Here is a 14,765-nt window from a genome sequence, read left to right as displayed (position 1 = left end):
GTCCGTCGTTCGCGGGATCTACGGCGGTGTGTCCGCCAGCCCGCGCAGGGCGGGGCTGCGCAGCAGGCAGCGGACCGTCTTCTCCTCCTCGCCCATCGCCGTGGCCACGGCGGCGGGCGCGTAACCGAGCAGGTGGTGCAGGGCGTAGACGTCGTACTGGGCGGGGCTGAGCGCCGGGCAGGGCCGGACCGTCTCGTCGCGGGTGCGGGCGGTGAGGAGGCGCCAGGCGTGGGAGGCGGGGTTGGGGAAGCTGAGGAAGCTCCGCCAGCCCCGGAAGAGGTGGTCGAAGACGGCGCGGACGGCTTCCTCGGCCGCCGGGCCCGGCAAGTGCAGGCGGGCGTAGCCCAGGTAGTGCCCGTGATGGAGGGTGACGAACGCCTCGCAGTCGGGCGGCAGCCGGCGGTCGGTCGGGCCCTCGCGGGGCGCGGATACGGGCATGGCGGACCTACCCGAGGGTGTCGGCCGGCAGGGGTCCGCCCGGGCCGGGGACCGCTCCCAGGGGGGCGCGGGCGGCGTGCCACAGCGGGAGGAACGTCTCGGGCCGGCCGCCGAGGGCGTGCACGAAGCGGTCGACCGTGGGCCAGTCGGGGGTGCCCCGGCCGTTCAGCAGGCCGTCGATGTCGTCGGTGCTGAGCAGCCCGTGGCTGGCGGTGCGGATCAGCTCGGGCGCGGGGCGCTGGGCCGCGAGGTGCAGGCCGCGCAGCGCGGCGTGCAGGGTGTCCGGCCCGGCGGGGCGGGCCGCGAGCCCCCGGGCGGCCTTCCACAGCGGCAGGATCTCGGCCGGGTCGCCGCCGCATGTCTCGGCCAGGCACTGGGCGAGCCGCCAGGACGGGCGGCGCTTGCCGGCCAGGACGCGGGAGAGGTAGGACGCCGAGACACCGGCCCGCTCGCCCAGCTCCCGCAGGGTGCGCCCGCTGTCGCGCTGGAGCGTGGTCAGGGCGCGGGCCAGCGTGTCGGGCTCGGGGGCGCCCGGGTCCTGGCCGGTCGGGTCGGGCCGCCGCTGCCGGGGCACGAAGACGGCGCCGGCCGACCAGCCCGCGCCGGGCGGGCCGCCGGTGTCGTCCGGGCGGGTGCCGTCGGCGCGGGCGGTGGGGCTCATCCGGTGCTGCATGCGCCGCTCGATGGCGTGCGGCGACCAGTCGGTGCGGAGCTTGACCGGGGTGACGCTCATGGACTCGGCGATCTCGGCGGCCCTGACCTTACGGGTGCGGGCCTGCTGGACGGCGGCGAACCGCACGTCGCGCAGGCCGCGTTCGACCTCGGCCGCCAGGCGCAGCACGCGCAGCGGCAGCTCGCCGGTCGCGTCGTCGGTGTGGGCGGCCTTCACCAGCCGGTCGGTGAGGCGCGCCAGGTCCTCGGAGAGCTGCCGGACGTACTGGGAGTACCGCTCGGCGTCCGGGGAGGGCGTGGCGCGTGAGGCCCGGTAGGCGGCGTCGCGGCACCGCTTGTCGCAGTACTCCTTGGGCCGCCCGGAGCGGTTCTGCTCCACGGGTTTGCGGCACTTCGAGTTCTTGCAGCGAGTCATACTGCCTCTGCTCGACGGATATCGGGGAAAACGCCCGATGCGGTGATGCCGTCTCGGCGTTTCGTCGCCGGGCGGCACAGGACTGGCCCGGAATCCGGGCGAAACCCGGGGTGGGCGTTGCCGGTGGGCGCGCGGTGCGCGCCGGACACGCTCCCGGGGTGTGCGCCGGGGCGGCGGGGAGCCGCCCCGGCCGACACTCAGGCTGAGTCGGGACGAGTCCGGCGATATCGGGCGCGAGGCCGTCGGGCGACTTCCCTCACCAGAGCCACGCCGACCGCCGCGACGGCCATCGGCACGCAGACGCGGAGCACCAGCGGCCGGGCGAGCAGGGCGAGGAGCGGTGCCGGGCGGCTGTTGCCCGTCCTGGCACGGGAGTCGGTGGTTTGAAACGCCGGGAGGCGCGGGATGCTACCGTCACGCGAGGACGGTGACCCGCCTGAGAACGGGTCACGCGGATTCGACGGCGAGCGGTCGGGAGGCATAAGCCCCTCCTTGAAGTTCGTGTAGGTGATAACTGTCGGAGGAGCCCGGCATCTTGGCTGCCAAACCGGCCGGGTTCCTTCGTCTGCCGGGGACGCTACCCCGCCAACCCTGTGACACGCCAGCATTACGAGATGTAATCGGGATGATGGGGCCACTCCCGCGACGAATCCCCTCAACGCCGCGCACCGCCCAGTCAGAAGCGGTCATCTCCTGATCAACTCCGGTCAGCGGTCGACGGGCTGACCCCTGCCCACCCGGTCCTCAGCGGTCCGGGAACACGGCCCGGCGCAGCAGCCGCCGCCCCGCCCTCAGCACCGGCTCGGCCCTGGTCGGAGCGCTGTTGGCCAGCACGGCCGCCCCCGCTCCCGCCTCCGGGCTGAACCCCGCGTACGCGGTGAAACCCCCGGTCCCTCCCGTGTGCCACAGCAGCGCCCGCGACCCGACGACGCGATGGGTCCAGGCGAGGCAGACGTCGTTGTCCCCGTCCTCGTACCGGCGGTGCGGGCGCCGCACGGCCTCCAGCGCGACGGCCAGCGGCGTCCGGTCCGGGCGCACATGCGCGAGCAGATAGCGCAGCAGATCCTCGCCGGTGGTGTAGAGGGCGCCGGCCCCCGCCAGGGCGTCGAGGGTCCAGTGCCCCACCGGCCGGCCGCGCCGGTGCCCGGTGGCGGGCGGCGCGGCCGGGGTGCCGCTGCCGGGCACGCCGGTGTCGCGCATCCCCAGGGGCAGCAGGACCCGGTCGGTGAGCAGGGTGAGGTAGTCGGTGCCCGCCGCGTTGGCCAGCAGCGTGCCGAGCAGGCCCATGCCGAACGTCGAGTACCGCGCGGTCCGCCGGCCCGGGCGCAGCCGGGCGGTGGCCCGGTACAGATCCTCCGGGCGGTACGCCGCGTAGGGGTTGGACAGCCAGTGCCGCAGGCCGCGCCGGTACACGTTGCGCGGCAGGTTGGGCAGGCCACCGCTGTGGGTGGCCAGGTCCAGCAGTGTGACCGGCGGCCCGCCGCCGCGGCGCGGCGCGGCCCCGGCGGGGAGATAGGTGTCGATCGCGTCCGCGTACCGCACCTCGCCCCGGGCCGCCATCTCGGCCAGCAGCAGCGCGGTGAACGTCTTGGTGACCGAGCCGAGGGCGAACGGCGTGCCGGTGCGGACCGGTTCGGCGGCGGGGGCCCGGCTCGTCCGGCCGGCGGCGCGCGTCGCGTGCCCGGGGCCGCGGACGATCACGGCGACCGCGCCGGGGATGGCGGGGTCGTCCAGCAGTTCGTCGAGGACTGTCTTCAGCGGCGCTTCGAGGTCGCCGTCGGTCGTGCCGCCGGTCGCGCTGTCGGTCGTGCCGCCGGTCGCGGCGTCGTGCGTGCCGTCGTTCATGCGGGAATCCGGTCCGGTCCGTGCAGCGCCGGGTCGAGGGCGCGGGCGACCGTGAGGGTCCCGGCGACGACGGCGACGATGGTCGGGTGGTGGTGGTTGAGGAACGCGCGCGCCGGGTCGTCCGGCGGGCGGGTGACGCCGTTGGGCATCATGCCGTCGGCGCGCTGGGCCGCCGCGAACCGCTCCCAGACCCGGGGGTAGAAGCGGGGCCGCGTGAGGCACATGTCGACCATCAGGAACTCCCCGAGCAGGTCCCAGGTCCTGGTCTCGGCGAACACCTCCACCCACACCGGCAGCCAGCACGCCAGATACTCCTGGAGCTCCTCCGGCAGCCCGGCGGGGTCGGCCCCCCAGTCGGTGAGGTGGAAGACGGTGTGCGTGACGCCGTACGCGTTGCTCGCGTCGAGCATCCAGGGCTCCGGCATGCCGCCCAGCCACGTCCGCCGGATCTGCTCGCCCAGGTCCGGCGGATCGGGCAGGCCCAGTCTGCGGCGGGCGGCCAGCACGCCGAGCCTGCGGTTGGGCACCTGCTCGGTGAACCGGGCGGCGCGCAGCCCGTCGAGGTGGAGCGCCAGCTCCTCCAGCTTGCGGTGGCGGTACCCGGCGGTGACGAACTCCCCGTAGATCTCCACGGGATACGTGGCCGCCGGGGTGTAGCACTGGAGCTCGTACAGCAGCTCGCCCTCGCGGAACTCCCGCCAGGCGAAGTCCAGCAGCTCCTGCGCGGACCGCGCGGAGTCCGGTCCGGCCACGGCCGCGCGGCGCAGCAGGGCGACGGCGAGCGCCAGCTCGCTCAGCGCCTTCAGCGCCTCGCCCCTGACCTCGTGGTCGTCGACGCCGCGCGGCAGCGCGAAGCACGAGCGCATCCGGGACAGCCAGGCCAGGGCCCGGTCGGTGACCTGCTGGGCCAGCCGGACCGTCGCGGCGTCGATCGTCATCCGTTGCCTCCCGTCAGCAGCCGCCGGGCGACGGCCAGTTCGAAGAGCACCCGCGGCCGGCCGGACGCGAGCGCCGCGATGTGGTCCAGCACGGTGCCGAGCGACGGCACGGACTCCGGCGCGGCCCCGGCCCCGGCCCGGGGGACGGTCCCGGGGACGGTCCCGGGGGCGGTGCCGGGCCGGGGGTCGAGCGCCAGCCAGCGCGCCAGCCGCGCCGCCGTGAGGTGGTCGCGGCGCAGCATCGCCCGCACCAGGCCCCGGCCGACGTCGAGCCGGCGGTCCGCCGCCGCCCGCCGGACCGGGCCGGTCACCGGTGGCAGCGCGAGCGGGGCCAGCTTCGCCAGCGCCGCCGAGAAGGCCGGCCACTCCCCCGCCGTTCCCGCTCCCGGCCCCTCCTCCGGCTCGGAACCGACGCGCGCCTCCCCCAGCCCCTCCCAGCCATCCGCTTCGACGCCGAGCGCGGCCAGCACCCGGACCAGGGCGGCGTCACGGGCCGCCCACAGGGCGCCGTCCTCCTCCTCGGGCGGCGGGGCCGGGAAGGCCGCCGCCGCCGCGCGGACGACGGCCGCGTCGGCCGTCGTGAAGGGGCACCCGGCGAGCAGGAACGGGGCCAGGGCATCAGCACCCAGGCCCCGCACCGCGCCCAGTGCCCCGGCCGGCTCACCGGCCGCGTCGGCGAACGCCCGCAGGGAGAACCCCCCACCGCCGTCCCGCAACGCGCCGGCGAGCCCGGAGGCCAGCGCCGAGACGGCCGAACCGACCGCGTCCGACGCCGCCTGATGCGCGACAGACATCCACGGGCCCCTTAGCAGGCAGCCGTGTAGGTCAGCTCCTGCACCATCCCGCCGAAGGCGTCCTCGATCGGCTCCTCCTTCTTCGGATTCGACGACAGCGCCCCCGCCAGGGCGAGCGTGATCTTGGCACCCCCGGTCATCTGGGCGCCGCCGGCCCCCAGGACCGTGGACGTCTCGCCCTCGGCGACCAGCGCCCGCACCGCTTCCGCGTCACCCGAGGCGGGGACGACGGACAGAACTTCAACCTTCATGGCAAAAACCCCATTTCTGCCGAGCGGATTTGTCTCCCGTTTTCCCACCCCTTGCGGCAGCAATCCAGGTAGATGCCCCTTTTATGCTATTGGCGCCCAACGGACTGAATTCGCACTTATCCGATTCCAACTGACCAGCAGGCCACGGGTGCTATTTCCCTATCCTTTGACCGCGCCGTCCGTCAGGCCGGACAGCACCGCGCGGCGGGACGCCGTCCGCGACCAGGTCGTCCAGCTGCGTCAGGGCGCGTTCCCCGGCCCGGGCCGCCGGAGGTGACGCGGGTGCCGCCGCCCGCGGCGGCGGCGGACCCGGCGACGTGCGCGGTCAGTCCCTCGTACGCCGCTCGGCGTCCCCGGCGCGGTGGAGGAGATACGCCTGGTCGGCGAAGAACGGGGAGGCGAACGGCTTCCCTTCGGACGACAGGGCCCGCACCAGCTCCTCCGGGTATCCGTCCCACAGCCCGGCGGGCACCGCCGAACCCAGCGGCACGGCAAGGGTGTCGCAGGCGGACGTGGCGCCGCTGACCAGCGCGCTGGACACGGTGGTGCGCGTGAGGTCCGTGCCGGCCCGGGGGGATAGTGCGCGCACGGCGGCCAGGTGGCTTCCGCGGTCCACGGGCATGAGCGCACTCCCTGTCCTGTCGGTGCGGACGGGGGCCCGCCGGTCAGAGGGCGCGCCGGCTCCAGCGGGGCGCGATCTCGGCCCACTCACGTTCCCACCGCGCGGAGCGGCGGGCGTCCAGACGGCTGCGGGCGCCGCCGCGCGCGCCGAGGGCGAGCAGGCAGACGCCGCCCGCCACGCCGGTCCCGAGCAGCGCGCCGGCGGCCCAGGCCGCCGCCGGGGACGGGGGCGCGCCGCGTGGCGCGCCGTCCCCGTCGAGCCAGACCGTCACCCGTGCCCCGGCCGTGACGCCCGGTGGCAGGCGCGTCATGCCGGTCCTGGGGGTGCCGTCCGCCGACGTCCACCGGACGGTGCCCAGCGGCCCGACGCCGCTGACGGTCACCGTGTCGTGGACGTCGGTCACCACGGCCGTCGTGCGGCGGGCCTCGCGCGCCTCGCGCAGCATGGCCTCGGCCGAGCCGGTGAGCGCCGCCGCGCCCGCCGCCGGAGCGCCCACCACCATGAGTACACCGGCCGCGAGGCCGACCCACGCCTCCGCGACGTCGCACCGGCGCCGCAGCGGATTGCGCCGCCAGCGCCACAGCCGCACCCTGCGCTCCATCCCGGGCCCCTCTCAGTCACGTCGGGGAAGCGAGTACCCGAATGAGCGGCCGTACATGTCAACGCGCACGTTTCCGGCCGGTGTCGGGACGGAGCGGCGGCGCGCGAACCGGACGGCGCGCGGCGCCGCGCAGGCGCCGACGGGCCCTCCGTCCGGGGGACACGGCGGGCCGTGTCGTACCTCAGACGGATGCCGGCGGATCGTCTTCACCGGTGACGACACCGCCCGCACCCGCCGCCTACCGTGAGCGCGTGACCGAATCAGCCCACCAGCCCACAGCCCCGGCCCCGGCGGCCCGGAGCCCGCGTTCCGCCGGGCACTTCGCACCGCACGGCGCTCGGCGCCCCGCCCTCCACACCGAGCTGCACACCCTGCGCGGCGCCCTGCGGGCCCTGTGGGAGGACCTGTTCAGCGGGGCCTTCGCCTTCCGCCCGCTGCCGCCGATACCGCTCCCGGACTCCGTGACCCGCGCGCTGCCCGCGCGCCTGCGGCCGTACACGGGCCGCCTGCCGCACGCCGGGATCGTGGTCGCGGCGCTGCTCCTGGCGGTGTACGCGCTCAACGGCTTCCACCTGAACGACAGTGAGGGCGGGCTGCTGACCGCCCCGGCCGTCGCGCTCCCCGTGCTGCTGGTCCTCGTCCGGCCGGTCGCCGCCTGGTGGGTGTCCACCGCCTCCTGGATGGCGCTCGCCGCGGTGGACCTCGGCGCCACCTGGCCGTGGACCTCGCTGAGCTTCGCCTCGCACCTGCTGGTGATGACGCTGGTGACGGCCAGGACCGGGCTCAGGACCGCCGTCTGGATGTGGGCGATCACCGCCGGCCTGAGCCAGGCGTACGAGGCCGGCGCGGGCTGGCACGACCTCAACACCCTGGAGATGACCACCGTCTCGCTCGTCGCGCTGCTCGGCGTCGGCCTCGCGCGCGGCCTGTACGACTCCCGGCACCAGATCGTCGAGCAGGCCGCCGTCACCGCCCAGGAGCGGTCCCGGCGCACCGTGCTGGAGGAGCGCACCACGATCGCCCGCGAACTGCACGACGTCGTGGCCCACCACATGTCGGTCGTCGCGATCCAGGCCGAGGCCGCCCCCTACCGGGTGGAGAACCCGCCGCCGGAGCTGACGCAGGCGTTCGCCACCATCCGCGAGAACGCGGTGGCCGCGCTGACCGAGCTGCGGCGCGTCCTCGGCGTCGTCCGGGCCGCCGACTACCAGGCGCCCGATGCCCCGCAGCCGACGCTGGCCGAGCTGGACACCCTGCTGGACAACGTCCGGGAGGCCGGACCCGCCGTCGAGAAGCTCGTCACCGGGGCGGTCCGCGACCTGCCCCAGGGCGTGGAGCTGTCGGCGTACCGCATCGTCCAGGAGGCGCTGAGCAACGCGCTGCGCCACGCGCCCGGCGCCGACATCCGCGTGGAGGTGTCCTACGTGCTCGGCGGCCTCGGCCTGCGCGTCGTCAACGGCCCGCCGCGCGGCCCGGTGACGGCGTCCCCCGGGGCCGGTCACGGCATCACGGGCATGCGGGAGCGCGTCGCGATGCTGGACGGCGGGATGACCACCGGACCGACGGCGGACGGCGGCTGGGAGACGTCGGTGTTCCTGCCCGTGCGGCCCGATCCGGCCCTGTCCGGCGAGGAGGAGGCATGACGATCCGCGTCCTCATCGCGGACGACCAGATGATGGTCCGCGAGGGCTTCTCCGTCCTGCTGGGCGCCCAGCCCGACATGGAGGTGTGCGGCGAGGCGGTCAACGGCCGGGAGGCCGTCGACCGTGCCCGCGTCCTGCTCCCGGACGTGGTGCTGATGGACATCCGCATGCCGCTGATGAACGGCATCGAGGCCACCCGGGAGATCCTGGCCACCGGCCACGGGACGAAGGTGCTGGTGCTGACCACGTTCGACCTGGACGAGTACGTGTACCAGGCGCTGCGCGCGGGGGCCTCCGGCTTCCTCCTCAAGGACGCCTCCGCGCGGCAGCTCGCGGACGGGGTGCGGGTGGTGGCGGCCGGGGAGGCGCTGCTCGCGCCGACCGTGACAAAGCGCCTGATCACCGAGTTCTCCCGGCGGGACCACCTCCCGCAGCCCCCGGCCCGCGAGCGGATCGGGGAGCTGACGGAGCGCGAGACGCAGGTGCTGGCGCTGATCGCGCAGGGCCTGGCCAACGCGGAGATCGCCGCGCACCTGGCCGTGGCGGAGTCCACCGTCAAGACGCATGTGAGCCGGATCCTGGTCAAGCTCGGGCTGCGCGACCGCACCCAGGCCGCCGTCTTCGCCTACGAGGCCCGGCTCGTCACACCGTCCTGATCCGGGACCGTTGACAGCGGGGAACCGGGGAACCGGGGAACCGGGAAGAAAACGGCCGGGCCGCCGGGTTCCCCCACCGGACAAGGACGAGCGGAAAGGGGGCGGCGTCATGGTGCGTGCGCTGTGGAACGGCGCGGTGATCGCGGAATCGCCGCGCACGGTCGTGGTCGAGGGCAACCACTACTTCCCTCCGGAGACGGTGAACCGGGCCTACGTGACGGACAGCGACGCCACGTCCGTCTGTTCGTGGAAGGGCACCGCCCGCTACCTGACCCTGCGGGTGGACGGCGCGACCAACCCGGACGCCGCCTGGTACTACCCCGAGCCGCTGCCCGGGGCCGCCCACATCACCGGCCACATCGCGTTCTGGCGCGGCGTGGTGGTCGAGGGCGGGAGCGGGCCGGCGGGCGGCTGACGGCGCGGCTCAGCGGTGCCGGGACGAGGACCGGTCGCGGATGCGGCCGGTGTTCTCCCGGCGGCGCAGGGCGTAGGCCTTGAGCCGGTTGTAGCCGCGCACCGAGGCGCGCAGCGAGCGGAGTTCGTAGGAGCGGTCGCCGCGGACGCTGTCCGCGAGGTTGGTGTCGATCAGGATCGTGTCCGGCCGCGCGATGGAGGTGAGGCGGGCGGCGATGTTGACGACCTCGCCGAACACGTCGCCGAGCCGGTGCAGGACCCGGCCCTGGGCGAGGCCGGTGCGCAGCTCGGGTATGCCGCCGTCCTGGCGGGCCCGCTCGCCGAGCGCGAAGGCGATCTCGATCGCGTCCTCGGGCGAGTCGGCGACGAACAGCACTTCGTCACCGATCATCTTGACGATCCGGCCGTGGTGCTCGGATATGGTGTCGGACGCCAGCGCCTCGAACCGTTCCAGCAGGTTGAGGAGGGTGTGCTCGTCGTTCTGCCGGGTCAGCCGCGTGTAGCCCACCATGTCGACGAAGCCGATGACCTGGGTGCGTTCCTCGGCGTCGGCCCCGGCCTCGAGGGCCAGCGCGCGTCCCGCGAAGGCGACGAGGTGGCGGCGCCACACGTAGTTCTGGAGGCGCTCCATGGTCGGCATGGTGGCCTCGACGACGCGGGCGATGTCGAACTCGTCGACGTTCATGCCCTCCTGCTTGACCAGCCAGTCCCACACCACCTGGACCTGCCACTCGGCCAGCCGGGACAGGAAGTGGCCCAGGGCACGGGTCATGGCCGCGTCCAGTTCCTGGTCGATCAGCCCGGAGCCGACGAAGTCGTAGCCCACCTTGGCCGCTTCCACGTCGGCGTCCGTGAAGATGACGTCGTCGTCGCCGGCGGCGGCGAAGCCCAGGGCACGCCACAGCCGGTGCACGCGCTCCAGCGGCACGCCCGCCAGGTCCGCGACCTGCTTTCTGGTGTACTTGCGCTCACCGCCGAGCAGGGCCTCTTCGATTCCGGCCTCGGCCGGCTCGGCTCGTTCGACAGGCACCCGCTCCATGTCCGACGCTCCCGTCACGTGGTGTGCACGATCAAAACATCCACATCGGCCTTGCGCGCCACCTCGGCCGGCACCGAACCGAGGATGCGCCCCGCGAGGGTGTTCAGCCCCCGGTTGCCCACCACGATCAGTCCCGCGCCGCGCTTCCTGGCGGCCTTCAGCAGGTTGGGCACCGGGTCGCCCTCGACGGCGATCGCGTCGACGTCGATCACGCCGGCGACGGCGGCCTTCTCGCGTGCGGTGCGCAGGGTCTCCTCGGCGGGGGCCGAGCCCATCACGTGGTACGCCTCGTCCCGGAGCACGTCCTGCGCCACCGCCGACTCGGAACGGCCGAGCGGTCGGTAGGCGCACAGGACGACCAGCTTGGCGCCACACGCTGCAGCGACGAGGGCTGCGCGCTCCACCGCCGCGAACGATGACTTGGAGCCGTCGGTCCCGACGACGACGGTGTCATAAGCGGTCATAGCAGCTCACCCTAATCGTCTCCCGGCGACGGCCAAGGGTGCGGCGGCCGATGTTGTGGCGCCGCTGACAAAATCCGCCGCCCCCGTGCGCGGATCGGAGCAAGAACCAGTGGGCCGGGAGGGGCGCGTTCTCAGCGGGCCGGGTCGAGGCCCAGCAGATGGTCGACGTCCAGCAGCCGGAAGATCCGGGCGACGACGGGCGCGCCGGTGGCGGTCACCCGGAACGGGGTGCCCTCGGCGCGGGCCCGGTGCCAGGCCGCCAGCAGAACGTTCACTCCGGCGCAGTCGCAGAACGAGACGCCGGAGAGGTCGACCTCCACCGAGCCCGGCGCGGCGCCCCGGGCGACGTCCAGGGCGGCGGTCAGCGCCTCGCGCAGCCGGGGCAGGGTGGAGAAGTCGATCTCTCCCACGGCGCCGACGGTGACCCGGCCGTCCGCGCGGAAGACCGTGGTGCGGAACGCGTCGGCGGCTGTCATCGGCACCTCGCCTTCGCCCTGGGGGACTTGTCGACCGCTGTCGACAGTAGCGCCTGGCCGCGCGGCGTCGCAGGGGCTTCAGCGCGCGACGGCGGCGCGTGATCCGCCCCGCACGCCGCCCGGCGTCCCCGTCCGGTCCGGCGGCTACGATCGAGGGGTCGCGCACGCGCCACCACTGCCGAGGGATCTCGTTCATGCCGCCTCCGCCGACGTCGCCGCCACCGCCGACGCCGCCCGGGGAGCCGCCGATCCGGGTGGTGCTCGTCGAGGACCACGACATGGTGGCGGAGGCCATCGGCCAGGCGCTGGACCGGGCGGCGGGCATGACGGTGGTGGCGCGGTCCCGTTCGATCGCGTCGGCGCTCGCGGACACCCGCCGCTGCCGGCCCGATGTGGTGGTGCTGGACCGCCGGCTGCCCGACGGGGACGGGATCGCGGCGATCGGCCGGCTGGAGGAGGCGGCGCCCGGCGCCCGGGTGCTGGTGCTGACGGGCGAGGCGACGGCCTCGGTGGCGACCCGGGTGGTGGAGGCCGGGGGCGCGGGGCTGATGCTGAAGTCCGGCCGGCTGGAGGAGCTGGAGGAGGCGGTGCGGCAGGTGGCCGCGGGCGAGGTGGTGTTCGCACCGGGGCTGCTGGGCGGCGTGCTGGACCGGCTGACCGGGCGGGTGCCCGCCGCCGGGGCGACCCTGACCCCGCGGGAGCGGGAGACGCTGCTGCTGCTGGCCGAGGGGCTGAGCACCGCGCAGGTCGGGGAGCGGCTGGGCGTCGCGCACAACACGGCGCGCAACCACGTGCAGCGGGTGCTGGAGAAGATCGGTGCCCGTTCCAAACTGGAGGCGGTGGCGATCGCGCGCCGCGAGGGCCTGCTCGACTGACCGGCGGCCCGTGGCCCGTGGCCCATGGCGAGCCCACGCGCCTGATGCATATGCACCAGGGGGAGAGTGGGCCCCGTGCGTCTCGCGGCCGGGGCGTGGATGGCGGAGAGTGCCAGCGTGGAACTCCCGTACCCGGCCTACGACGTCGTGCTGGATCTGCCCGAGGACGGCGGCAGCGCGGCCCGGGCCCGGGACTTCGCCCGCCGGACGCTGCTCAGGCACGCCTACCGGGGGCACCACGACGACGTCGTGCTCGTCGTCTCGGAACTGGTGTCCAACGCCCTGCGCCACGGACACGGCGCCCCCGTGCTGCGCATGGCCGGAACGCCGCTCCGGGTCCGGGTCGAGGTGACCGACGACAGCCCCGCGCCGCCGGTGCGGAGGGAATCAGGCCCGGCCGGAGGGGGGCTGGGCCTGAGGATGATCGACCGGCTCGCGGCGGACTGGGGCACCTCGCCGCTGGCCACCGGAAAGATCGTGTGGTGCGAGATGGCTCCCAGACCCGCCGACCAGGAGGGGGGCGCCGGCGGCCGGCCCGTGCCGGGCGCCGGCTCGGTCGTGTAAAGCTCTACGGTATGCGCGGTGCACCCCAACGCCAGCAGCCGGACGACAACAGCCAGCCGGTCCGGGCGGGTGCCTCCCCACCGGCCGCTCATCTCCTTGTGCAGGGTGTGGTGGACTACGCGATCTTCATGCTCGACACCGAAGGCCACATCGTGAGCTGGAACGCGGGCGCCGAACGCATCAAGGGCTACACCGCGGACGACATCATCGGCCGCCACTTCTCCGTCTTCTACCCACCCGAGGAAAAAGCCGCCGGGAAGCCCCAGTACGGACTCGCCACCGCCATCACCGAAGGCCGCTTCGAGGACGAAGGCTGGCGCATCCGCCAGGACGGCACCCGCTTCTGGGCCAACGTCGTCATCACCGCCCTCTTCGACGAAACCGGCGAACTCCGCGGCTTCGGCAAAGTCACCCGCGACCTCACCGAGCGCCGCGCGGCCGAGGAGGCGCTGCGGGAGAGCGAGGAGCGCTTCCGGCTGCTGGTGCAGAACGTGGTGGACTACGCGATCTTCATGCTCGACGCCGAAGGCCACATCGTGAGCTGGAACGCGGGCGCCGAACGCATCAAGGGCTACACCGCGGACGACATCATCGGCCGCCACTTCTCCGTCTTCTACCCACCCGAGGAGAAGGCCGCGGGCAAACCGCAGTACGAACTCGCCACCGCCATCACCGAAGGCCGCTTCGAGGACGAAGGCTGGCGCATCCGCCAGGACGGCACCCGCTTCTGGGCCAACGTCGTCATCACCGCCCTCTTCGACGAAACCGGCGAACTCCGCGGCTTCGGCAAAGTCACCCGCGACCTCACCGAGCGCCGCGCCGCGGAGCGCGAACTGACCGAGCGGCGGCGGCTGCTGGCCCATCTGGTGGAGGCCCAGGAGATGGAGCGGCGCCGGATCGCGTGGGACGTGCACGACGACTCGATCCAGTCGATGGTGGCGGTCGGCATGCGGCTGCAACTCCTGGCCAACCGGGTGCCGCCGGAGCTGGCGCCGCAGGTGCGCAAGCTCGACGAGGCGGTCAGCGGCGCCATCGGCCGGTTGCGGAGCCTGAGCTTCCGGCTCCGGCCCCCGGCGATCGACCGGCACGGGCTGGCCGAGGCGCTCAACGACTACCTGCGCGAGGTGGTGACCGGATGGGATCTGCGGTACGCGCTGGAGGACCAGCTGGACCGGGAGGTGCCGACGGAGACGGCGGTCACGATCTTCCGCATCTGCCAGGAGGCTCTGATCAACGTGCACAAGCACGCCCGCGCGAGCATGGTGAAGGTGTCGCTGGCACCGGCCGGGCAGGGAGTGCTGACGCGCGTCACCGACGACGGGATCGGCCTTGCCGCGCCGCTGGACCCGCTGACCGGGCGCGAGCACTTCGGCGTGATCGAGATGCGGGAGCGGGCCGAGACCGCGGACGGCTGGTGGACGATGCACAACGAGCCGGGCGGCGGCACCACCGTGGAGTTCTGGCTGCCCCTCCCGCCGCCCGCGCCCGCGCCGGGCTCCGACGGTGCGTCATGAGCGCGGTGCCGGCGCGGCTGACCGTCCTGGTCTGCGACGACGACGCGATGATTCGCGAGGCGCTGTGCGAAGTCCTGTCCGATGAGGCGGACTTCGAGGTGGTGGGGGCGGCGGCCGACACCGATGAGGCCATCGCGCTGGCGGCGGCGCACCGACCCGCGGTCGCCGTCGTGGACCTCAGAATGCCGGGCGGTGGAGGCGGGCGGGCGGCCCGCGAGATCATGCTCTGCTCACCCGGCACGCGCATCCTGGCCTTCTCGGCCCATGCCGACCTGGACGCGGTCGACGAGATACGGCGCCTCGGGGTGACGGACCTTCTGCTGAAGGGCGTGCCCAACACGGAGATCGTGGCCGCCGTCCGCCGCCTGGGCCGCTCCCGCGTCACGCGCTGAACCGGCGCCACGCGCCGACCCGTTGCCCGGTGCGTGCGCCACCCCCCGCCAACCCGGCGTCGTCCGGGGGCGGTCGCGGTCTCCCCCCGGCCCCGGCGGGCGCGCCCGCGCCGCGGTGTCCCCCGGATGTCCCTCCCGGCTCAACTCCACCC

General features: G+C 74.4%; 18 protein-coding genes. 7 read left to right on the top strand and 11 right to left on the bottom strand.

Annotated elements, in window-relative coordinates; translation table 11 throughout:
• Positions 1-18: 18 nt before the first annotated feature.
• The 8 genes from ACSNOC_RS14225 to ACSNOC_RS14190 all read right to left on the bottom strand — a co-directional run bounded on the left by ACSNOC_RS14225 (position 19) and on the right by ACSNOC_RS14190 (position 6,576).
• Positions 19-438: a hypothetical protein gene (locus ACSNOC_RS14225; RefSeq protein WP_436747768.1), complete on the bottom strand. Its 420-nt coding sequence runs from the start codon at positions 436-438 to the stop codon at positions 19-21.
• A gap of 7 nt (positions 439-445) precedes the next feature.
• Positions 446-1,525, bottom strand: coding sequence for a helix-turn-helix domain-containing protein (locus ACSNOC_RS14220; RefSeq protein WP_436747767.1), 1,080 nt, complete (start codon positions 1,523-1,525; stop codon positions 446-448).
• A 744-nt stretch (positions 1,526-2,269) separates the two neighbouring features.
• Entirely contained in the window at positions 2,270-3,370 is a 1,101-nt protein-coding gene (locus tag ACSNOC_RS14215; protein ID WP_436747766.1) for a serine hydrolase domain-containing protein, read from the bottom strand.
• Positions 3,367-4,308 carry a DUF6895 family protein gene (locus ACSNOC_RS14210; RefSeq protein WP_436747765.1) on the bottom strand — a complete coding sequence of 314 codons (942 nt, stop codon included), beginning with the start codon at positions 4,306-4,308 and terminating at the stop codon, positions 3,367-3,369. Before ACSNOC_RS14210 ends, ACSNOC_RS14215 begins: the two co-directional genes overlap by 4 nt.
• A complete protein-coding gene (locus tag ACSNOC_RS14205) occupies positions 4,305-5,102 on the bottom strand; it encodes a hypothetical protein (protein WP_436747764.1) in 798 nt (265 codons plus the stop codon). Before ACSNOC_RS14205 ends, ACSNOC_RS14210 begins: the two co-directional genes overlap by 4 nt.
• An 11-nt stretch (positions 5,103-5,113) precedes the next feature.
• Entirely contained in the window at positions 5,114-5,353 is a 240-nt protein-coding gene (locus ACSNOC_RS14200; RefSeq protein WP_436747763.1) for a hypothetical protein, read from the bottom strand.
• Between the two features lie 325 nt (positions 5,354-5,678).
• Positions 5,679-5,975 (bottom strand): hypothetical protein, encoded by a 297-nt coding sequence (locus ACSNOC_RS14195; RefSeq protein ID WP_436747762.1) that lies wholly within the window; start codon positions 5,973-5,975, stop codon positions 5,679-5,681.
• A gap of 43 nt (positions 5,976-6,018) precedes the next feature.
• Positions 6,019-6,576, bottom strand: a complete 558-nt coding sequence (locus ACSNOC_RS14190) for an Rv1733c family protein (RefSeq protein WP_436747761.1) — start codon at positions 6,574-6,576, stop codon at positions 6,019-6,021.
• Between the two features lie 251 nt (positions 6,577-6,827).
• Between ACSNOC_RS14190 and ACSNOC_RS14185 the strand changes: the two genes are divergently transcribed.
• From ACSNOC_RS14185 to ACSNOC_RS14175, 3 genes are all read left to right on the top strand, one after another.
• Positions 6,828-8,219: a sensor histidine kinase gene (locus ACSNOC_RS14185; protein ID WP_436747760.1), complete on the top strand. Its 1,392-nt coding sequence runs from the start codon at positions 6,828-6,830 to the stop codon at positions 8,217-8,219.
• Positions 8,216-8,875 (top strand): response regulator, encoded by a 660-nt coding sequence (locus ACSNOC_RS14180; protein ID WP_436747759.1) that lies wholly within the window; start codon positions 8,216-8,218, stop codon positions 8,873-8,875. Before ACSNOC_RS14185 ends, ACSNOC_RS14180 begins: the two co-directional genes overlap by 4 nt.
• 109 nt (positions 8,876-8,984) lie before the next feature.
• Positions 8,985-9,290 carry a DUF427 domain-containing protein gene (locus ACSNOC_RS14175; protein WP_436747758.1) on the top strand — a complete coding sequence of 102 codons (306 nt, stop codon included), beginning with the start codon at positions 8,985-8,987 and terminating at the stop codon, positions 9,288-9,290.
• A gap of 9 nt (positions 9,291-9,299) precedes the next feature.
• Here ACSNOC_RS14175 and ACSNOC_RS14170 read toward each other — a convergent pair whose 3' ends face one another.
• From ACSNOC_RS14170 to ACSNOC_RS14160, 3 genes are all read right to left on the bottom strand, one after another.
• Positions 9,300-10,328, bottom strand: coding sequence for an adenylate/guanylate cyclase domain-containing protein (locus ACSNOC_RS14170; protein ID WP_436747757.1), 1,029 nt, complete (start codon positions 10,326-10,328; stop codon positions 9,300-9,302).
• 14 nt (positions 10,329-10,342) lie between these two features.
• Positions 10,343-10,792, bottom strand: a complete 450-nt coding sequence (locus tag ACSNOC_RS14165) for a universal stress protein (RefSeq protein ID WP_436747756.1) — start codon at positions 10,790-10,792, stop codon at positions 10,343-10,345.
• A 131-nt stretch (positions 10,793-10,923) separates the two neighbouring features.
• Entirely contained in the window at positions 10,924-11,268 is a 345-nt protein-coding gene (locus ACSNOC_RS14160; RefSeq protein ID WP_436747755.1) for an STAS domain-containing protein, read from the bottom strand.
• Positions 11,269-11,462: 194 nt separating this feature from the next.
• Here ACSNOC_RS14160 and ACSNOC_RS14155 point away from each other — a divergent pair, with 194 nt between their 5' ends.
• The 4 genes from ACSNOC_RS14155 (at position 11,463) to ACSNOC_RS14140 (ending at position 14,613) form a co-directional block, all read left to right on the top strand.
• Positions 11,463-12,143, top strand: coding sequence for a response regulator (locus ACSNOC_RS14155; protein ID WP_436747754.1), 681 nt, complete (start codon positions 11,463-11,465; stop codon positions 12,141-12,143).
• A gap of 117 nt (positions 12,144-12,260) precedes the next feature.
• Entirely contained in the window at positions 12,261-12,707 is a 447-nt protein-coding gene (locus ACSNOC_RS14150) for an ATP-binding protein (RefSeq protein WP_436747753.1), read from the top strand.
• Between the two features lie 11 nt (positions 12,708-12,718).
• A complete protein-coding gene (locus ACSNOC_RS14145; RefSeq protein WP_436747752.1) occupies positions 12,719-14,221 on the top strand; it encodes a PAS domain-containing sensor histidine kinase in 1,503 nt (500 codons plus the stop codon).
• Positions 14,218-14,613 carry a response regulator gene (locus tag ACSNOC_RS14140; RefSeq protein WP_436747751.1) on the top strand — a complete coding sequence of 132 codons (396 nt, stop codon included), beginning with the start codon at positions 14,218-14,220 and terminating at the stop codon, positions 14,611-14,613. The genes ACSNOC_RS14145 and ACSNOC_RS14140 overlap by 4 nt, the downstream gene beginning before the upstream one ends.
• Positions 14,614-14,765 lie beyond the last annotated feature (152 nt).

Source organism: Streptomyces sp. URMC 129 (genome assembly GCF_051386415.1).
In the GTDB taxonomy this organism is placed as follows: Bacteria; Actinomycetota; Actinomycetes; order Streptomycetales; family Streptomycetaceae; genus Streptomyces.
This window is presented reverse-complemented; position numbering and strand designations above follow the sequence as displayed.